This is a genomic window from Pseudomonas sp. A39 (genome assembly GCF_058145955.1).
Genome location: NZ_JBYVMD010000007.1, coordinates 139,494 through 156,325, shown reverse-complemented (window position 1 = coordinate 156,325; position 16,832 = coordinate 139,494). Strand labels below are relative to the sequence as shown.

Annotated in this window: 10 protein-coding genes; 3 read left to right on the top strand and 7 right to left on the bottom strand. The window is 49.4% G+C overall.

Annotated elements, in window-relative coordinates; translation table 11 throughout:
- Positions 1 to 8: 8 nt before the first annotated feature.
- Genes AC3ZU9_RS07805 through AC3ZU9_RS07795 form a run of 3 tightly spaced genes read right to left on the bottom strand, consistent with a single transcriptional unit; the run spans position 9 to position 3,690 of the window.
- Complete coding sequence (locus tag AC3ZU9_RS07805) at positions 9 to 2,012, bottom strand: DUF3732 domain-containing protein (protein WP_490090527.1); 2,004 nt, start codon at positions 2,010 to 2,012, stop codon at positions 9 to 11.
- Positions 2,009 to 2,470, bottom strand: a complete 462-nt coding sequence (locus AC3ZU9_RS07800; protein ID WP_490090526.1) for a three component ABC system middle component — start codon at positions 2,468 to 2,470, stop codon at positions 2,009 to 2,011. The genes AC3ZU9_RS07805 and AC3ZU9_RS07800 overlap by 4 nt, the downstream gene beginning before the upstream one ends.
- Entirely contained in the window at positions 2,470 to 3,690 is a 1,221-nt protein-coding gene (locus AC3ZU9_RS07795; protein ID WP_490090525.1) for a hypothetical protein, read from the bottom strand. The genes AC3ZU9_RS07800 and AC3ZU9_RS07795 overlap by 1 nt, the downstream gene beginning before the upstream one ends.
- A 1,212-nt stretch (positions 3,691 to 4,902) precedes the next feature.
- Here AC3ZU9_RS07795 and drt3a point away from each other — a divergent pair.
- The 3 genes from drt3a (at position 4,903) to AC3ZU9_RS07780 (ending at position 9,412) form a co-directional block, all read left to right on the top strand.
- Positions 4,903 to 6,249, top strand: a complete 1,347-nt coding sequence (gene drt3a / locus AC3ZU9_RS07790; RefSeq protein ID WP_490090524.1) for an antiviral reverse transcriptase Drt3a — start codon at positions 4,903 to 4,905, stop codon at positions 6,247 to 6,249.
- Positions 6,242 to 8,290, top strand: a complete 2,049-nt coding sequence (gene drt3b / locus AC3ZU9_RS07785; RefSeq protein WP_038453550.1) for an antiviral reverse transcriptase Drt3b — start codon at positions 6,242 to 6,244, stop codon at positions 8,288 to 8,290. Before drt3a ends, drt3b begins: the two co-directional genes overlap by 8 nt.
- Before the next feature lie 540 nt (positions 8,291 to 8,830).
- Positions 8,831 to 9,412, top strand: coding sequence for a hypothetical protein (locus tag AC3ZU9_RS07780; protein ID WP_038453552.1), 582 nt, complete (start codon positions 8,831 to 8,833; stop codon positions 9,410 to 9,412).
- Positions 9,413 to 9,545: 133 nt separating this feature from the next.
- Here AC3ZU9_RS07780 and gmtX read toward each other — a convergent pair whose 3' ends face one another.
- The 4 genes from gmtX to AC3ZU9_RS07760 all read right to left on the bottom strand — a co-directional run bounded on the left by gmtX (position 9,546) and on the right by AC3ZU9_RS07760 (position 16,744).
- The gene (gene gmtX / locus AC3ZU9_RS07775; RefSeq protein ID WP_038453555.1) at positions 9,546 to 10,139 is read right to left on the bottom strand and encodes a gamma-mobile-trio protein GmtX; all 594 of its coding nucleotides are present in this window, start codon (positions 10,137 to 10,139) and stop codon (positions 9,546 to 9,548) included.
- Between the two features lie 91 nt (positions 10,140 to 10,230).
- Positions 10,231 to 13,992 (bottom strand): gamma-mobile-trio integrase GmtZ, encoded by a 3,762-nt coding sequence (gmtZ, locus tag AC3ZU9_RS07770; RefSeq protein ID WP_490090523.1) that lies wholly within the window; start codon positions 13,990 to 13,992, stop codon positions 10,231 to 10,233.
- A 476-nt stretch (positions 13,993 to 14,468) separates the two neighbouring features.
- Positions 14,469 to 15,854 (bottom strand): gamma-mobile-trio recombinase GmtY, encoded by a 1,386-nt coding sequence (gene gmtY / locus AC3ZU9_RS07765; protein ID WP_038453558.1) that lies wholly within the window; start codon positions 15,852 to 15,854, stop codon positions 14,469 to 14,471.
- 140 nt (positions 15,855 to 15,994) lie between these two features.
- Positions 15,995 to 16,744 carry a hypothetical protein gene (locus tag AC3ZU9_RS07760; protein ID WP_490090522.1) on the bottom strand — a complete coding sequence of 250 codons (750 nt, stop codon included), beginning with the start codon at positions 16,742 to 16,744 and terminating at the stop codon, positions 15,995 to 15,997.
- Positions 16,745 to 16,832 lie beyond the last annotated feature (88 nt).

Here is a 16,832-nt window from a genome sequence, read left to right as displayed (position 1 = left end):
TCCTTAGGTCACTCTTCAATCAGGCCTCGTGTTCTCCACCGGGCTCGTACGAACTTTTCAAAGACGTATTCCCCCTCCAGCGGCAGGTTGTCAGCATGGTCACACACAATGATCTGCGGCATTACGCCGGTTTCCTTGAATGTGACGTCACAGAACCTTGCGAGGTTGGTGAACATTTTGGAGACGGCATTGATGTCCTCATCTACCGTCTTGGCGGTCTTCCTATCCCCACGCAGGTCATCTGCTTTGAAGAGCTCCGCATCGTCCGTCGAGGGGAAATAAACCTGGGTCGGCTGATCCAGGAACAGGATCGGCGGCACCTTACACTTTGCATGTGCGGCGAATTGGTAGTGCAGCGCCATGAACAGGGTCAGATGGGAATACAACCAGTTGGCACCACTGCCCATGCTTCGCAGGAATACCTTTTTGACAAGGCCTCCTGCAACGGGTCTTTCGTGCCAGAGATCAAAAGTCTCAACATCGAATTTCAGTGAGCCGCTCTTATAGGTGTCTTCAAAATCAAAGTCCTTTCCAAGGGCCTTCATTTTCGCATTAATGTCGTTCTGCAGAGCCCACAGCTTCGACTCGACGTCATATTGCGCCATCTGCTCATCAAGCTTATCGACCTCCTTTTGCCAGAAGTCGACCATGCCACTGACTTCAGATGGAGGGTTCGCGATGCGTTTCTCTACAGCCAATTCGAGCTTGATCTTCGCCTTCTGAGCGCCACCGTCGACTGACTTGGACTTCTCCAACCGTTCAGCCTCATCGTCCAGGGGCTTGAGTGCCTGCTCAACCACTGCAAGCTGAGCACGAAGCTTTTTGAGCTCGTCGTCGATCGCCCGGCGCTCCTCGCCAAAGCCTTCACGCGCGTAGGTCGACACCTTGAGTTCGCCATTGAGCCAGTGGATAGCCGCCGACAGCTTACCCGCCTCATCTTCTGCCACCTCCGATGGCGATGCGCAAACGGGACATACGGCATGCTCCAGGTTGACCGCTTTGGGGATCGGCAACGCAGTGAGTGCATCAGCGAAACCCGATGCTTGCTCTCCAGACACCTTCAGCAGATAACGGGTGTTAAGCGCTTTCTGAATGCTGGACATCAGCTCGGCCTTTTGTTCCCGCAGCTCAGTCCTCCTGGTTTCGAAGGCACTGGAAAGGCCATCGACTCTTACAGAGATCCCTGTGAAGCGCTCAAGGGCGGGCTTGGGCTTACCCCAAATTTCCTCTGGTGTGAGCTCGGTCAGCGGCTGACCGGCAAACGCTTCGTACTCCTTCAGCAGATTAGAAAATTCAGTCAGGTATTCGCCTTTGACCTTGTCCTGCTTGGGTATCTGGGCCTTGGCGCGCTTGAGCTCGTAAAGGGCCTCGGTGCGAAGCTTGGCCAGGTCAAAATAGTCCTCACCAACGATGTTCATAAAGATCTTGAACTGGTCAATCGCCTGGTCGCGTTTACGCTTTTCTTCGAACCTGTAGAAGATCGCATGCCGGTTGGCCACAAGGTTTTGATGCTGCAGCATGAGCGAAGCAAAACTGCGCACCGAGGGAGTCGCGCTCCACTTGCCAGTCATTTCCTTTTGCAGTGGATCTGTGTCGATGTTCTCCAGGGTAACGCCGAAGTAGCGACCAACGCTCTTGATGAATTCGCTCTTATACTGGAAGAAATTTGAGGAGAAGAAAGTGTCCACGCCCTCAATGAGCTCAAGCACATTGTCTACCGCTGACCCGGAAATCTCACGCAAGAAGCAGCGGTTACCGGACGCCTCCCGCCCAGTGACGACCGAGATGGTTGGGAAACGCAACACGGTGAAGAAAAGCTTGGCGCGATCCGTGATAATGCCCTCTGGAATCGTGTCTTCAGAGCTTCCCAAACAATAATCAAAGATGTCCAGGATCGCGCTCTTCCCCTTGGACGACCTGCCAGTCACGATGTTGAGACCGGGCTTGAAGGGAACGTGGTGGACACCGTTCTCTTTATCTACGACACCGATGTACTCTACATAACACTTCATAGTGATTTAAGCCCCAACATCCTGTAGATAGAAACAACGTTTTCCCCGGACAGCACCATCGCCAGTTTTTGCCCGTACTTCATCAGCGCCTTGTCAGCGTTCGCCGACCGAGGGTTTTGGAGCGTCCGCACAGAAAGATTGGACGTGATTTCTAGACTTTTTTCAGCGGCCAGGATGAGCAGCGCGGCATTGGTGATCGGCTTGAATTCCTTCACGCGCATGGCCAGCCCAATGAGCCGCTCCACGTCGGCAGCCATGGTGCGGATGGAGCTGTCCCGCCGAGCTCGGTGCAGGAAGCCATGCATCGGCTTGTAGGTCACCAAGGGAAGAATGAGGTAGCTCAGAAGGACATCCTTCTCGATCGGCTCCCAGTGCTGATAAAAGCTCTGGATGACAGGTGCAAGGGCGAAAGGCGTTCTGTGCAGGGTGTATAGGTGATCAGAGACTTGGGTATTCATTACCAGAGCCTCCAGTGGAACTCGTCATCTTCGTCCTCAGGCGTCTCTCCGGCGAGCATGTGGTAGATGCCATTACGAAATTCGATCATCGTGTGCTCCAAGCCACAGAAAGGCTCAGCGGGTAGACCGTTGCGATTCAGGAAAAACATCAAGGACTGGGTGTTCAACTGGGTCTGGCAGCTAACCCCCAGGCAGCCGAGCATTGCGTGCTCACGCCCAAACTGGTGTTGGGTAAGGTGATTGCTCAGATATGTGTCCAACATGTGCTTGAACAGCACCCCGTCCTGATAGAGATCGGAGATCGTCGTCTGGGCAACAACACGGTGCAGGGCTGCCCTCTTAAGGTACTGTTCTCCACCGAACTCCACGATCTTCTGGGCGAACGGCATGGGCCGAATTTCTTCGACGTCGATGTTCTTCTTGAGCGCTGCCACGTCGACCTTGGGGAAGGTTTGCGGGTGCTTCATGTACCGATGGGTGAGCTCTGACAATTTGTCTGTAAAGGCTTGGTGGGTGATCTTCCACCCTCCGATAACCAGTTCGGGACTGCACATAAAGCCCAGCAGCTCGTAGATGAATTGCTGCTGTTTGGAAGGTCGAATGGGCTTGAGATGGCGCGTCTCGTAGCTCTTGAGGCGTTGCTCCAATGACTCGGCGCCCGTGGTGATTCGCATCCGTTCCAGCACCTCCATCAATGCGTCACGGCGCTCGGACGCCATCACCTGCTGCTGAAGCGACTGGGACTTTGAAGGTTTGGAAGTGGCTTCCCCTGTCTCAGGTTCGGTACCTGCATTTTGGTCACCGCCAGCTTGAGAAGGCCCTGCGATGCTCTCCATGATCGCAAGCCGCTCTGCTGGTGAAGCTGTGTTCCATCCCTTCAACACACTTTGCGAGCCAAACTCCTGCGTTGTCAGCAGCACCAAGCTTTTGAAGGACGTGCGATCAAACTTCTCATGGAGCCAGTTTTTCACCGTGTTCCAGAAGTTGGCGTGACTGTCGGTGAGGCTCCCGGAATAGAGCTTCACCTCAGTCTGAACTCTTCCAGGAACGGTGACGTCCCCCATTACCTCCAACCACAGACACTCGTCGGATGCCAAGTCATGGCAATACTCAACAGCGACGAGCAACTGGTACTGGAGGGCTTTGAACAAGAGTGTCGCGTCGAACGGCAAGGGAGCGTCGCCAACTGGCGCCGCATCTTGGGATTGCGTCGTTTCCATACCCATTCCAATGTTACGCATGCTTCCCTGACCAGCGACTCGCTATCGAGCACACGCATCTCCCCTTGGACACGCGTCAGCAAATCAATGCCAAGGGTCAGCCTGGCATTGGCAAGGGCACATAACCGTTATTCCTAAACTGTATATAAATACAGTAACCATTCAATATTCCGGTATATGCTACCAGCACTTTCATGCCGCAGTCGCAAAAAGCCACCATCACTGCCTCGCGATTCCACCAACTAGGTCAATTAGGCCGCCAATTTCTACGCTACGGTGCGGCGCCTACGTCGCCTGCCGCCCTTGATCGCGACCTGAAAAACCGTAGTGCGTTCGCGGTAACGCTTCTCCCTTCGACTGAAGCAGCCAAGCGAGTCTTCAAGGATTTCGGCCAGCTGCCATTGATATCTTAAGCAAGCATGGCGCCAGATCTCAGCTTCGACACCAGTCGTTCAAAACGACCTCAGCCATCTCAGCATTGGGGGCCAAGTGAGTACTTGCTCCCTTGCTACTCAAGGTTACTATCCGATGAATCACCGCGTTCTCCATCGGGTACGAACGAATTCCTCAAAGACGGAGTCACCCTGCAGCGATAGCCTGTCGGCATGGTCACATACAATGATCTGCGGCATTTCTGCCAGATCTGCCGAGAAGCTGGCTCGGCTTGCCAAAGTGTTCGAAATGCCCTTGAGCTGGAGGGCATGAGGTCTGATCGGAGAGTAGAACAGGACGCGCCATTGTCGGAGCGGAAGACGGCTATCGGCCGATTCTGTTGAAAAAGTCGGCTTGCCCAAAACGCTCGAATATTGATGGATGAAAACATCTCTTTTGCACGCTGCTACGTGAAATTCGACTCCTGAACCTCTGCGCAAAACTCAGATTTCAATCTCAGGCGCGTACTTTTCTGCCGTGGAATTCGAAGCCGACTTTTTCAACAGAATCGGCCAATAGCAGCCATTAACGACCGGCAGCAACAGTAGAAAACGGCCAAAGGCGCCCAATCGGATTACCAGAAAAAAGTCAGAGACTCTTTAACCAATCGCGGATTCGTTCAAAATTTAGCATTGGGAGGGGGAGCTACTCAAACGAGCATTGCCTAGCTAAATCTAGCTTAAGACCGGTATTTTGACTCGCAAATCGGGTACAGTCCGTTAGTGAGCATATCGAAATAGACAGTTAGTGAGAATAAATTATGGAAGGATCATCTTGTCTATGGATCAGTCTTTTTCAATAAAAAATCTTAATGACTTACTTAAAGGCGATAGGGAGAAAGGAGGCGATCTTGAAGAACGATATATTCCTGCTGCCTTCGATATAAGAGTCAAACTCTACGAACTGAACAAACTTAAATCCTTTTCTAGGTACCGATTCCGCACTGGAAAAATTACGCCAGCGTTCTATGAGAAGCGTATGTCGCGCCTAACCATGGTTATAGAAAAGCGCAAAATTCAGCACGGACGTTTAGTTGACTTTGAGCTTGAAAGAGTCTCTAAGATAGTTAGTGGAAAAGAATTCAGAATAAATGTAGCTCTCCTACCTGCTCTGGTTGGAGGGAAAAAAGTTTACGGAGTCGGGAATAGTTTAGAGCAGGTTCTTGCAATTAGATTTGTTCAGAGAGCACTGAAGGTTCTTTACGAGCTTCGCATGCCGCCACGCGACATACTAGTTAGTCAAATAAAGTCATTAGCTTTAGATGGTGTGCCAAAATATATAATAAGGTCGGATGTCGAGTCGTTTTATGAGTCAGTCAGACACAAAGAGTTGCTTGATGGAATTCACCAGGCTCCAGAACTATCGGTACTAATTAAAAGGATTTTAACGCGACTTATGAAAGATTACGTCGTCGTTTCTGGGGATGAAAACGGATTGCCGCGCGGCATAGGAATAAGTGCATATCTATCTGAGATATATCTGTCGAGTATTGACGCAGAAATTAGACGGCAAGATAATTTATTTTATTACGCCAGATATGTTGATGACATGGTGCTTATGTATGCCCCCCAGCGAAAGGAGCTTGCAGCGAAATACTTAGAAACTCTCAGCGAAATACTTGATGGAAAGGGGCTAAAATTCAACGATAAAACGAAACCCATTGATTTACTAGAAGGGTTCAAAGGTAAATTTGATTACCTTGGATATACATTTGACTTATCTAGTAGCTCTTCCGGCGTACAACTGAGCCAAAGAAAAATCAATAAATATAGATCGCGTATCGACAAGGCCTTCTCAGATTACAACTCAAAGTTTACATTCATCCCAAAGAAGTCTGAAGAGGAGTTGGTGCTTAGGTGTCTTTTCTTAACCGGAAATATGCGCTTGTTTAATAGGAAAAGCAACGCATTCATCGGTATTTACTTTAGCAATAAATATATAACTGATACGAGTCAGCTATCCGGACTAGATCACTACTTTCGCAATAAAATCAAAGGTGTAGCTAGTCCATCATTGACGAGAAAGCTCTCAAAGCTATCTTTTGAAAAAGGTTTCAAAGAGAAACTATTTAGAAATTTTGATTCTAAGCAGCTTTCAGAACTTTCGCGAGGTTGGAAGCATGTCTAGAAAAAAAGCATTATCTATAAACTTTCCTGTAGAGCGGGTAGTATTGTCTGATGTGCTTCCATATGAAGTCCCGATAGTTTTTTCGAATAGATATTTTTATAGATTCCTATGTGAGCACGATATAAAATTTAACGGAAACAGAATTTCATGGCGCTACAGCGATGAAGTGCTAGACAACCTTGTAAAAATGGTTCTGGGTGTTCAGCCTACTACGGCTGTTCGACATGCTGCCGATAAGGGCAGACCTGTATCCATAATAGATCTAGACAAATCAGACCTTGTCCATACTGTTCCTTTTATTTTCTCGACTACGCATAAGCAGGATCAGTTGCGCCAGTTGTCGCTAATGCATCCAAAGGGCCAGTTACTGGTGGTAGATTTTTATGACCAATTTAAAGATCTGATAATTTATTACACTGGCCGAAGTGAATTCAGCCTGCGCTCACCAAGGCGAGTTGCTGGATGTACGTATATTGACTTTCGCTCGCAAATTGAGCGGCAGGATAAAACTGACACTTTGGTAGAAGTAGATGGCGAAAATTATGAAAACTTAAAATCTTTTTTTGTATATGAACGGTTCAGTAATGTTTTCAAATTTTACGAGTCGAGAGAGCACCTCCGTAGCGAGCGCGATTTCAGAACCCTTACGAAATTTGATGTTTCAGGGTGTTTTGATAGCATATATACTCACTCACTAGCATGGGCGATATACGGAAAAGATTTTGCAAAGCAGAATCTTAAATCTATATTAGGATCATTTGCTGGCAAATTTGACTCATTGATGCAAAAGTTGAACCATAACGAAACGAATGGAATACTAATCGGCCCGGAAGTTTCAAGAATTTTCGCTGAAATAATCCTTCAGGCAGTTGATATTGATATCGAAGGCAAGTTGCTTGAAAAGGGATATGTACACAACTCAGACTTTAAGATTTATCGCTATGTAGATGATTACTTCGTCTTCTACAATAGTGACGAAGTCTGTCACCAAATAAAAATGACACTTCAGGAAAGCTTAAAACTATATAAGCTATCATTAAATAAGGGGAAAGAGGAAACCCTAGGGCGCCCTATAATCACGCCGATATCTATCGCAAAAAAGCGTATCTCTGATCTTTTTGATCGTGCGCTAGCTTATGAGGTCGCTTCAGAAGTTAAGGAAGGTGAAACATTGCCAAGGGGTCAGATCTATATTGGCAGGTCTTCACTTATAACTGACTTTAAGTCCATTCTTGCAACCTCTGGAGTCAACTACGGCGAAATTCTTAATTACTCTCTTTCAGTAGTCGAGCGAAAAATTGGCTCTTTGATTGAATCTTACAAAAAAATAGAGAAAGTTAGCGGTGTAGATAAAAGTTTTTCAAAATCAATGGAAGCCCTTCTAGGCTTTGTATTTTTTATCTATGCGGTATCGCCAAAAGTCAATACAACGATTAAGCTTTGTCGAATATGTCAGCGCGTTCTTTCTTTTTATAAGCTTGAAACCATAGGGCTCAGCTATGAGGCATTAATCTCGCAAGTGATATACGAAAGATGCCGGAGCGTTATGGATCATAATTCAGATGGCAAAAGCGCGAAAATTGAGGTCATGTATCTTCTGGTTTTAATGCGCCAGCTTGGTAAAAACTATCGTATAGATGAAAAAGTGCTTGGGCATAGCTTCGGCTTTGAACTTTTAGACGGGTGCTATCAAGCGAAATCCAATTTGAATTATTTCTCCATAGTAACTCTTCTTTTTTATATGGAGAACAAAACTCGTTATTCATTGCTAAGAAATGCTTTGGAAAAACACATATTGGAGAGGTTTAGGCTGAAGCAGGACTCGTTGGTCGGTGACTCTGAAATGATTCATTTAGCGCTAGATCTTATCGCATGCCCCTTCGTGAGTAATGAGACCAAGATTAGAGTTTTACAGTTGTACGGCGTACCTGCAAACAACCTGCTAAGAATTCAAAAGTATAGTGAATATTGGTTCACCAAATGGGGCGAATTCGACTTTTCTAAAGAGCTAGACGCTAAGGTCAGTCAGGAAGTATATTAAGCGGGATGCATCACGCACACAGAAGACCGTTTGCGGTCGCACACACCAGCATCATGGCCCGGTTGTTCTATGCACGAAAACCTTGCCTCGTTGAATCCTCGTGAGTTCTGCGGTCTTGACTCCTTCACTTTCCTCATAGCTTTAGGCCTACCAGGGGAGTGAAGGATGCTCGATTACTTCAGCAATCATCCCGGATGGCTGCATTTGGCCGTTCTCTGCCGCTCATGGTGACAAAGCCTGCTGGTCAAATCCGATGCAAATCGTTGGTCAGAACGAATGCAAGCGGGTGGTCAAGTGGAGTGCAATTTCGCATTAAGAACTTGTACAAGAATTTCGCCACTTGCTATCCTGCAGATCAGGGCCCAGAGCCCAGGTCGCCGTACACCGCCCTGCTGCGTGGGAGAGTACGGTGCAGTAGCTGCCAATCACATTAGTCCCCCGTGGCCAGCCCGGCTCGCAGCAAGCCCAGCAAAGCGCATCAGATCTGCAAGGGTCTATTATCTAAGGTGCTTTTACGGCCATGACAGTGGAGCTAATGTCATGAGTTTTTCTGCTGAATCCATTCTGGAAACCTTCAAAGACACGAAGGTGGCGGATGCGCCAAAGCTTAAGCACACCCAGTATCTCAACTACCTGGCTAAAAGGCTCGGCTACCACGATTACAACCACTTCAAAGGTTGCGTCAGAACCGCTCCTTCTGATCGCATCGGTGATTTTTACCTTGGCCTAATGCAGAAGATATGCGCCCTAAGACTGCCAAAAGAGGGCGTAGACCATGTACGACTGAATGATTGTACGTGGACGTCGGTTGGTTTTGACTCGTACTTCATTGGCTGGGACAAGCGGGGACGCGAGGTTCGAGTGCCAACTCCCGGCCATGGGGTGTTTAGCGCCATGGACTTCCGTAACGTTTTTGATGAACCTCTGTACGTCATTGAGACCGAAGCGGAGTTTCACGCTTGGCAATTGAAGTGGGGGGCGTTCGCCTTGGTGCCTGTAGCGATGGCCAAGTCTCGATTCCCTTCGCTCTTCAACCAGCAATCTAAAGTTGTCGAAGACCCACCGATCGCGAAAATTAAACGCCGTGTCCAGCGAGAACTGAAGGACAAAGGGCTGATCTGAAGCTGCACACATGGGTAGGGAACCCCCTGCCCATGTGAAATTCTTCAGACGCCCCCGCGAATGATCAGTTTCGTGAAAGTCAACGACAGTAGCCTTATCCAAGAAATGCCCACCTACAGAGGCACCTATAAGCTCACATAATCTTCAGCACCTTATCGATAGCTTGCATGGTGGCTGGTTTGAAAATTGCCTTACCATCAGGATCAAGGACATCACCGGACTCGCCCCTCTGAAGCTTCCAATCCTGAATGAAGTCGTCAGACCTCAAGTATTCAATGGCCCGACGCTCAAGACGGCTGAGCTTGAAGTCCGGAGCCGTACCCGTACGATCATCTACCTTGATCACAGTGCCAGGAGGAATAATCTCCTTGATCGCTCGCTGAGCTTCTGCAAGCTCTGCTAGCGTCTGCTGAACGAGGATCCGAATGCGAGGATCCTCAATCTCGTCCGCCCAAGCATGTCCCGCCCTCGGCCTGAAGCGCTTGCGTGTCCCTTGCTGTGCGGCGAAGCATTTGATCAATGCCTGGTAGTTGACGCCCGTTTCGTTGTAGATGCTTTGGCTTTTGGGCACCCCGCGCCCCTGTCCCAATCGCGAGATATTGGTGTAGGAATAATCCGTACTCCCCGAGGTCTGAATTTCTCTGCAGACTGCAAAGATTGCCTCCAGTGTTTTCTTTTGCCGAGGCGCTTTCTCAACCAGCCGAGCTAGCATTTCATCGGGAGACATATATTTCCTTTACTGCGATATGCACGCAGAACGTAATAGAGGCGGGAAATCTGAAAGGGCTCGTACTGAACCCTGGAGCAGCATGGGCGGCTTACCCAGCAAAGCAGGACTCCGCCGTTTCGATGCTGTGAGCACTGTGGCCAATGCCACGTTCAGATCCTTCACCACCACTCGCCAGAACCCGCGCAAATTCTTCGTGGGATATTGCGTCTGGGCCATGAAGCTCACTCAGCAGCAACTCGCCGCTGAACAACTGGTCGACCAGCACCCGGCTGTTGAGGCGCTTGAAAAAGAAGTCGGTTACCTGGTTGCCTAGCACTAACTGCTCGGACTCGCTCAATTCGAACATCCGGGGACGGATGTTGTTGAGCATGGCCATACGATCAATGATCTGGGAGCGTCGAGGCGTCGCCATTACCGCCGATGCGGACTGGTAAATGGTAGCGTTCACGCAAACTTCATTGAGCTGCTGGAAAAGTGATGTCTCGCGGTACCCGACCGTAAGCTCGCTCCGATCCGAGGCAATGAGCTGCACTGAACCACCATGTGCGACCGCGCCTTTCGATTGAGCCTGGCGATCCAAAGCAATTTTGGAGTCCTCGATCAGCTTGGTGATCGCCTGCATGTCGCATAGGTACATATCCATCTTTGTGGCGACCCCTTCCATTTCGGAGTGCAGCTTGCGGTTGGCCCTCTCGCACTGCAGTCGCTCCAGCTCATCGAACTCTCCCCCGCTGGCTTCCATCTGTGCTTCGAGGTAGTCCAGTTCTTGGATCCTGTTACGGTGCTGCTGTTGTTCATTTTCCAATGTGCTGTAATGCTCCCAGAGGAGATTCGCGCTTAGGCTGATTTCGTTCCAAAGAGCAGCTAAGCCTCCCATGAACACTGGGCCGCTCACGAAATGCCTGCAGCGCGGGCAGTTCTGGATCCCTATGTAACCTGCAGGCGCAGGCGTCCACGAGCTACTGGTGAGTTTCTCTCCGCCGTCCGTACATCGGGATCCTGCATATGGACAAATGCCGTAATCACGCACTAGCTGCGTCCCCGTCTGACCGGAGAGAATTGCCGAAAGCGCCTCTTCGCTGTTAGAAACCATTTGCTCCTGCAAATCGTCGAGACGCTGCTGTTCAACCATGATCTGGATATCTTGGGTCTTCCTCAGCAGAGCTCGCTTCTCAGCCTCAGCCATCTCGAACCTGAGCTTCGCGGATCCGACCTTGGTGTAGTAGAGGCTCATCACAATGGACGAGTGACCAGCAATCTTCATGATGATCGAAACCGGAAGCCCGAAATCCAGGACGTAGGCAGTAATCAAAGAGACGCGCATGCTGTGTGGTGTATAGATCGAGCTATAACGACTCAAGGCCGACTTTGATCCTCCAGACTCAAAGGTTGCCAACTCAACACTGTTGGACTGAGTGAAGTACAGGGCCGCAGCCAAGCGCGAGGTCATTGATGGAGCAAAGATAGGTGGCTGGTCTTCACGCCACCCTCGAAACAGAAAGACGTTCGGCGTTTTCTTGGCGAGCTTTTTCTTGGAGAGATTGCAACGCGTTGCGCAATCAATCCAAGGCGTGACGCGGCTCACCGGGTTATATTTCCGCTGCCAATCCCGCAAGACCGTCAGCCAGTACACGAGCCTGTCCGGAATCCAGGCTACGTTGTAACCAACGCCATCGTAGCTGGTCTTGTTACTGGTGAAGTACATCCCCCAGTCGCCTTCAGCGGAATGAGTGATAAAGCCTTGCTGCCTGCCAAGGGTAGCCAAGCGCCTGGTATTTTTTACCCAGGTAGGAGCACCGCTCACCAATTCCACAATGTACTCATCGGCCTCGCCAGAGTCGTTGTACATAATCTGACGTCCTCGCGCAGGCACCGAGACCAACGTGTATAGCGCCATCCAGTGGACTGGGTACCAGATGTAATATTGGTCACCCGACTTACGGTAGATACAATTCGGATCATCACGGTCAATCACCGACTCATTGACTGGGTAATAGTCACCATCAAACGACTGGATGTTCTTCAGATCTCGGAAACTCGTCGCGTCTTCAGGAACAATCCACTTCCGAGCTTCCTCTACGCAAAAGTAGGCTAGCACCGGTTTGACGGACTCAGAGGGTGGGGCCTTGCCGCCTTCGACCTCAACGCCTGCGAGCGGATTCGCAGCTCCGGCAACCCGGTAGAGGTAACCCTTCTCGTCCTCCTCAGTGAAGTGGCGTTTGAGCGCATCCTCCAGGTATTCGTTGATCGCAAACCATGCCCGGCGGCCATGGTGAGTTTCCCCATAGGTGTCCAAGAAGGCCTTGAACGATTTGATATCCGCACGCCCACCGGTCAAAAAATCCTGGACGCTTTTGCCTAGGCCATTGGGCATGATGTAGTCGCGAACGAATCGGCAGACCCACAACTCGCGCTGCCCTTTCGACCGAGCGCTGTTGATATGGATCTGAATATCGTCACGCCACAAGCGACACTCCTCTGGCATATAGATGAGTTTTGCTGGCAAGTCATTACCTAGGAACTCATAAACGTTGACCCACTCCTCATACTCATCTTCAGGTTTCCAAGGCATGCGCGGATCTTTGAGCTTTGTCCAAAGCTTTCGGTATTCATCCAAGGTCTTACACTTGTGCAACTGAGCGAGCTCCTGCAACTCAGAATAGCTGTAAGGCGTCGGAAGCCCGCATGCATCTGGCCAGCTAACCCACTCATCCGCAAAAAGGAGATCAGGGGCTTCAGGCAGAACAGGAAATCTCGTCCTAGCTTCCTCATAATCATCTCGACTTTTAATCTTGAGGATTTTTGATGCCAAACGAATGTCGTCTAGTTGATCGTAAACATCTGGCAACAGGAACACGTCAAACCCTGGGAAATCCTGATACTTCTTGATAGGATTTGACGACAATCGATCGTCAACCTTATACCTGGCGTGATAATCCTTAGAGCCGAAGAAGCGATGTTGCAAAGCAGCTTTCCTTGCCTCTTGCCAAGTATCATAGTGAATACCCCGCCCAGCCATCGCACGCTTCCAACCTTCCCACTCTTCAAAATAGGTATTGTCAGGATGACTAGGAAGCTTTGAATCCCTAAAGTAACCCAACTGATATTCACGCTGAGTCCTAATGCCTAGCCTAGCAACAGCCGCCTTAAACTCCTCATAAGTTGAATAGAACCCACGTTGCTCGGGAGTAATAAGAAACTCGATTTTTATTTGAAGAAAGTCAGCCCACCCCTTCCAATCGTTAGGATATGCCCAACTAGGGCCGACGGGCAATTTAGGATCTCTCTTTCTATTTCTAAGATATGAATCACGCGAAGTGAAGCCCAACCGAACGGCAGCCGCGGATGCTTCGGCATAAGTCTCATAAGGAGGAATTTCCTTCCCAATGAACTCTGCAAATTTCTTTGGAAAATTCTCATATACGATCGATGGGTCAGCTGGAAGCCTCGGATCTTCGAACCGCCGTTTTTTGTAATCAGCCAATCCTTCAATCCCAATAGCCAGGGCCGCATCTCGGCACTCAGCAAGAGTGGCGTAAGGCTCGGGAATACCAAAGAACCTATTCCAAGTATCCCACTCCCCGCCGTAGTGGACGTCGGGTTTCCTTGGAAGTTCGGGATATTTCTTTCGCAACGCATTGTATTGCTGCTTCTGAGCAACCCCATTCGCAACGCAAAGCAGAGACGCCTCGTCATAACTTAAAAAGTCCGCAGAAATCAATAAAGGGCGAACTTTACCTGGAGTAACACGGGTAGGCAGCCTCTTACCCGTAATCTTGGAAACGCGAACGTCATCACCACTATCTTCAAAATCGTGACTAATACTCAAACCCTGATCAAATATATTCATTAGCGTGCTGCCTTGGCGTATAGCTGGAGGAGACGACATAAGCTATACGAAATTATTTTCTAACAAAAGCCCTCCGAAAATTGGCATTGTCAATACACTTATAAATCGAACCACCTTGATTTATAAGTATATTGACACCAATTCAGAATTATCAGATCGCAATTTTAAATTTAACTCGCGAGCTTCAAAACCAGCTAACTCGCACCCTGCTGGGTAATCAAAAATCGCGTAGAAAATCTCAATTCAGAATTGAGAGTGGCAATATACGTTTAAAGGCTTGTGCGCCAAGGGTTACAAAAAGGAGTCGCTCCGCAATATTTTGTTACATTTTGATATCGAACATTTCCGCTAGACGTCTCTTTCCGAAGGTTTCAAGCACGACCTACGACGGATTCTATGATCAGCGCAGCAATGAAGGAGGCTTGAAAACGCCCTCCCTCCATCTCGCCAGCTGCCCTAGCTAAGCGGGGCTAGCCCTATCCTTGCTGCTTGTTTTGATTCGCGCGCTCACGTTCGGCAAATACTTTACGAATGTCTGCTGCAGTAGGCTCTTTGTATGTTTCTTGGGACTCAATACTTTTGTGGTGCATTGCCTTCTGAATAATGCGTGGCGAAACTCCAGCCTCTTCCAAACGATACCCAAAAGCATGCCTGTGACCGTGTTCGCTCGTCCCGTATTTCTTAGCATGTTCTAGACCAATTCGATGAACAGCAGCTTTATGCTGTCGATTGAAATTCGCCATGGTCTCCGGATTTCCTTGACTGTTGGTGAAAGCATAGGGGTGGTCACAACCCCTGGTAGGATTTACCCGCTGCTGCTTCAGATAACAGATGTAATTATGGAAAAAAACTTTAGCCATTGATAGCGGGTAAAAAACAACCTCAATGTATCCATCAGAGCCATCAGTTAACAGTGGTGACTTCCACCCTGCAGCCCGTGAGTCGGACTTCCTGTAGTCAGTTCTAGGCTTAAGCCGAAACTCCCTATTCAAGTAGTCACGCCGATTTGAATAACCTTCAGCAAATTCAACCCGTCCATCAGAAGGATGCCAAATTCGGATAATCACCTCTTTCTGCTTACGATCATAAATGATATCGCTCAGATATAGGTGAAACAGCTCACTCTTACGCAACCCCCCATAATGCATGAGGATCGTCATTGCTCGACCCTTGTAATCGATTAGGTCATCCGCTGTGGCATCCGGATCGGCACTACGTAGAACGAAACCATTCTCCAGAAGAGTTTTGATTTCTGACTCAGGAAACCGCTTTGCAATCTTCGCTCCAGCTTTAGCTGGTCGCCTGGACTGGATCTTCCGAGCGAAAGTATTATTGCGCTTCGCCTCGTCGGGATCGGCCAGGTGGTTCAGAAAGACATTTGCTTGCTGCTGATAATAGGCGCACCAGTTCAATCGCTCCTCGTCCGACGTAGCTCTCACTAAAGGATTCAACCGAGAAGTTTTATATTGTGGCTCTTCAGCGAGCCAATCCGTGTACTTTGTGATGTGGCCAAGCAAAGTCCTGACATCTTCCGCACCACGTGGCGTCCAATACAAACCGCTTGGATCACTCTGAGACTCAACGTTGATGGTGCCGTATTCTAGGGCTTGAACAAAACCCTCAAGCAGAAGCGTACCTTTCTCGAAACGGCCTTCATGAGCAGCAATGTAGGAAAGGAGCAGCCTCATCGCGAAGCGACTCCGCTCCCTCCATGAAGCGCTCCGGCTCACCTGTCGTGAACTGCCCAAGTATCGGAGGTGGGAAATCAATAGGCCGTCTTGAGTCAGAAGACCTGGCAGTTCAACCTCTCGACCAGTGTTGTCGTTGATGTAGTTGGTGTTAATATTTAGCGCGAATGCCATGATAATTAGTAGTAATAGTAGATTTATATATCCATTATAATATTAAAAGTTTACACACTGACAACTATTGAGATTTTCTTCGCAATAAAATATCGCGCGAAGGCATACAACCGACTCTGGTGCGAACCTTTGCGCCTGCATCAAGCCAGCGCGACCTTCACATCAGAGGCCTCAGTGGGCCTGCGGATTTGATTTGCCCTGAGGCGCTCATCAAAGATCACCACAATGCCAGGGAAGTAACGGTGCCCCTCAACGTAGTCGGGACTTCCCAGCTTCGGGAAAATGTAGGCGAACTGGGTGGATTTCAATGACCATCCTGGGAAATAGGGTTCATCCGTGAGCCAGCGATTCAGCGAGGCCTTGACCTTGTCAGGACAGATCTGAACCCGCTTGCCTGCACCGATCCGAACCTCGCTCAAGGGGATGGTAGGCACAACGAATGTCACTGCGAATCGGCGATTAGCCTCCCAATGGCCAAGATCCCCCGTGTCATCCCATGCCGCTTTCAGGGCCTTGTTCATATAGGTTTCCCCATCCGCCCGGACGCCTATCCGCTGTACGGCCTGCTTGGCCTCAATGGCGATGCTCTCTTCTGGGTTGCGAATGAACAGATCACAACGTCCATTGCGCAGGTGGCCCTCATCTACGCCAGGCTTGAGCGTCCGCATGCGCTTGATGGTGCTGAATTCCTCAAGCGCGAACCAGTCCTTCAAAGTCCAGGCAGCGCCTGCCAAGACGCTCAGCGAGGCGCGCTCGTTGTACCACCACGGGTTGTCTTTAAACGCTTTCGTGTAGCGTTCGACAGCTTTGATCCAGGCGCTCAGAAGCTTCTGAACTGATTCGTCATCATCATGGGCGTGGACATGCTTGAAGGTCTTCAACTGCTGCACCACCTGCTCCTTGCGAAAAGGCGCGACGCTACCACAAGGCAGACAAATGTTGTGCAATTGGAGGAGAAGGAAGTGGCCCTCAAAAGCG

What these genes read in the sequence shown, in the direction of transcription:
- AC3ZU9_RS07805 (WP_490090527.1), bottom strand. Translation starts at nt 2,012, where the DNA reads ATGAAGTGTTATGTAGAGTACATCGGTGTCGTAGATAAAGAGAACGGT.
- AC3ZU9_RS07800 (WP_490090526.1), bottom strand. Translation starts at nt 2,470, where the DNA reads ATGAATACCCAAGTCTCTGATCACCTATACACCCTGCACAGAACGCCT.
- AC3ZU9_RS07795 (WP_490090525.1), bottom strand. Translation starts at nt 3,690, where the DNA reads ATGGAAACGACGCAATCCCAAGATGCGGCGCCAGTTGGCGACGCTCCC.
- drt3a (WP_490090524.1), top strand. Translation starts at nt 4,903, where the DNA reads ATGGATCAGTCTTTTTCAATAAAAAATCTTAATGACTTACTTAAAGGC.
- drt3b (WP_038453550.1), top strand. Translation starts at nt 6,242, where the DNA reads ATGTCTAGAAAAAAAGCATTATCTATAAACTTTCCTGTAGAGCGGGTA.
- AC3ZU9_RS07780 (WP_038453552.1), top strand. Translation starts at nt 8,831, where the DNA reads ATGAGTTTTTCTGCTGAATCCATTCTGGAAACCTTCAAAGACACGAAG.
- gmtX (WP_038453555.1), bottom strand. Translation starts at nt 10,139, where the DNA reads ATGTCTCCCGATGAAATGCTAGCTCGGCTGGTTGAGAAAGCGCCTCGG.
- gmtZ (WP_490090523.1), bottom strand. Translation starts at nt 13,992, where the DNA reads ATGAATATATTTGATCAGGGTTTGAGTATTAGTCACGATTTTGAAGAT.
- gmtY (WP_038453558.1), bottom strand. Translation starts at nt 15,854, where the DNA reads ATGGCATTCGCGCTAAATATTAACACCAACTACATCAACGACAACACT.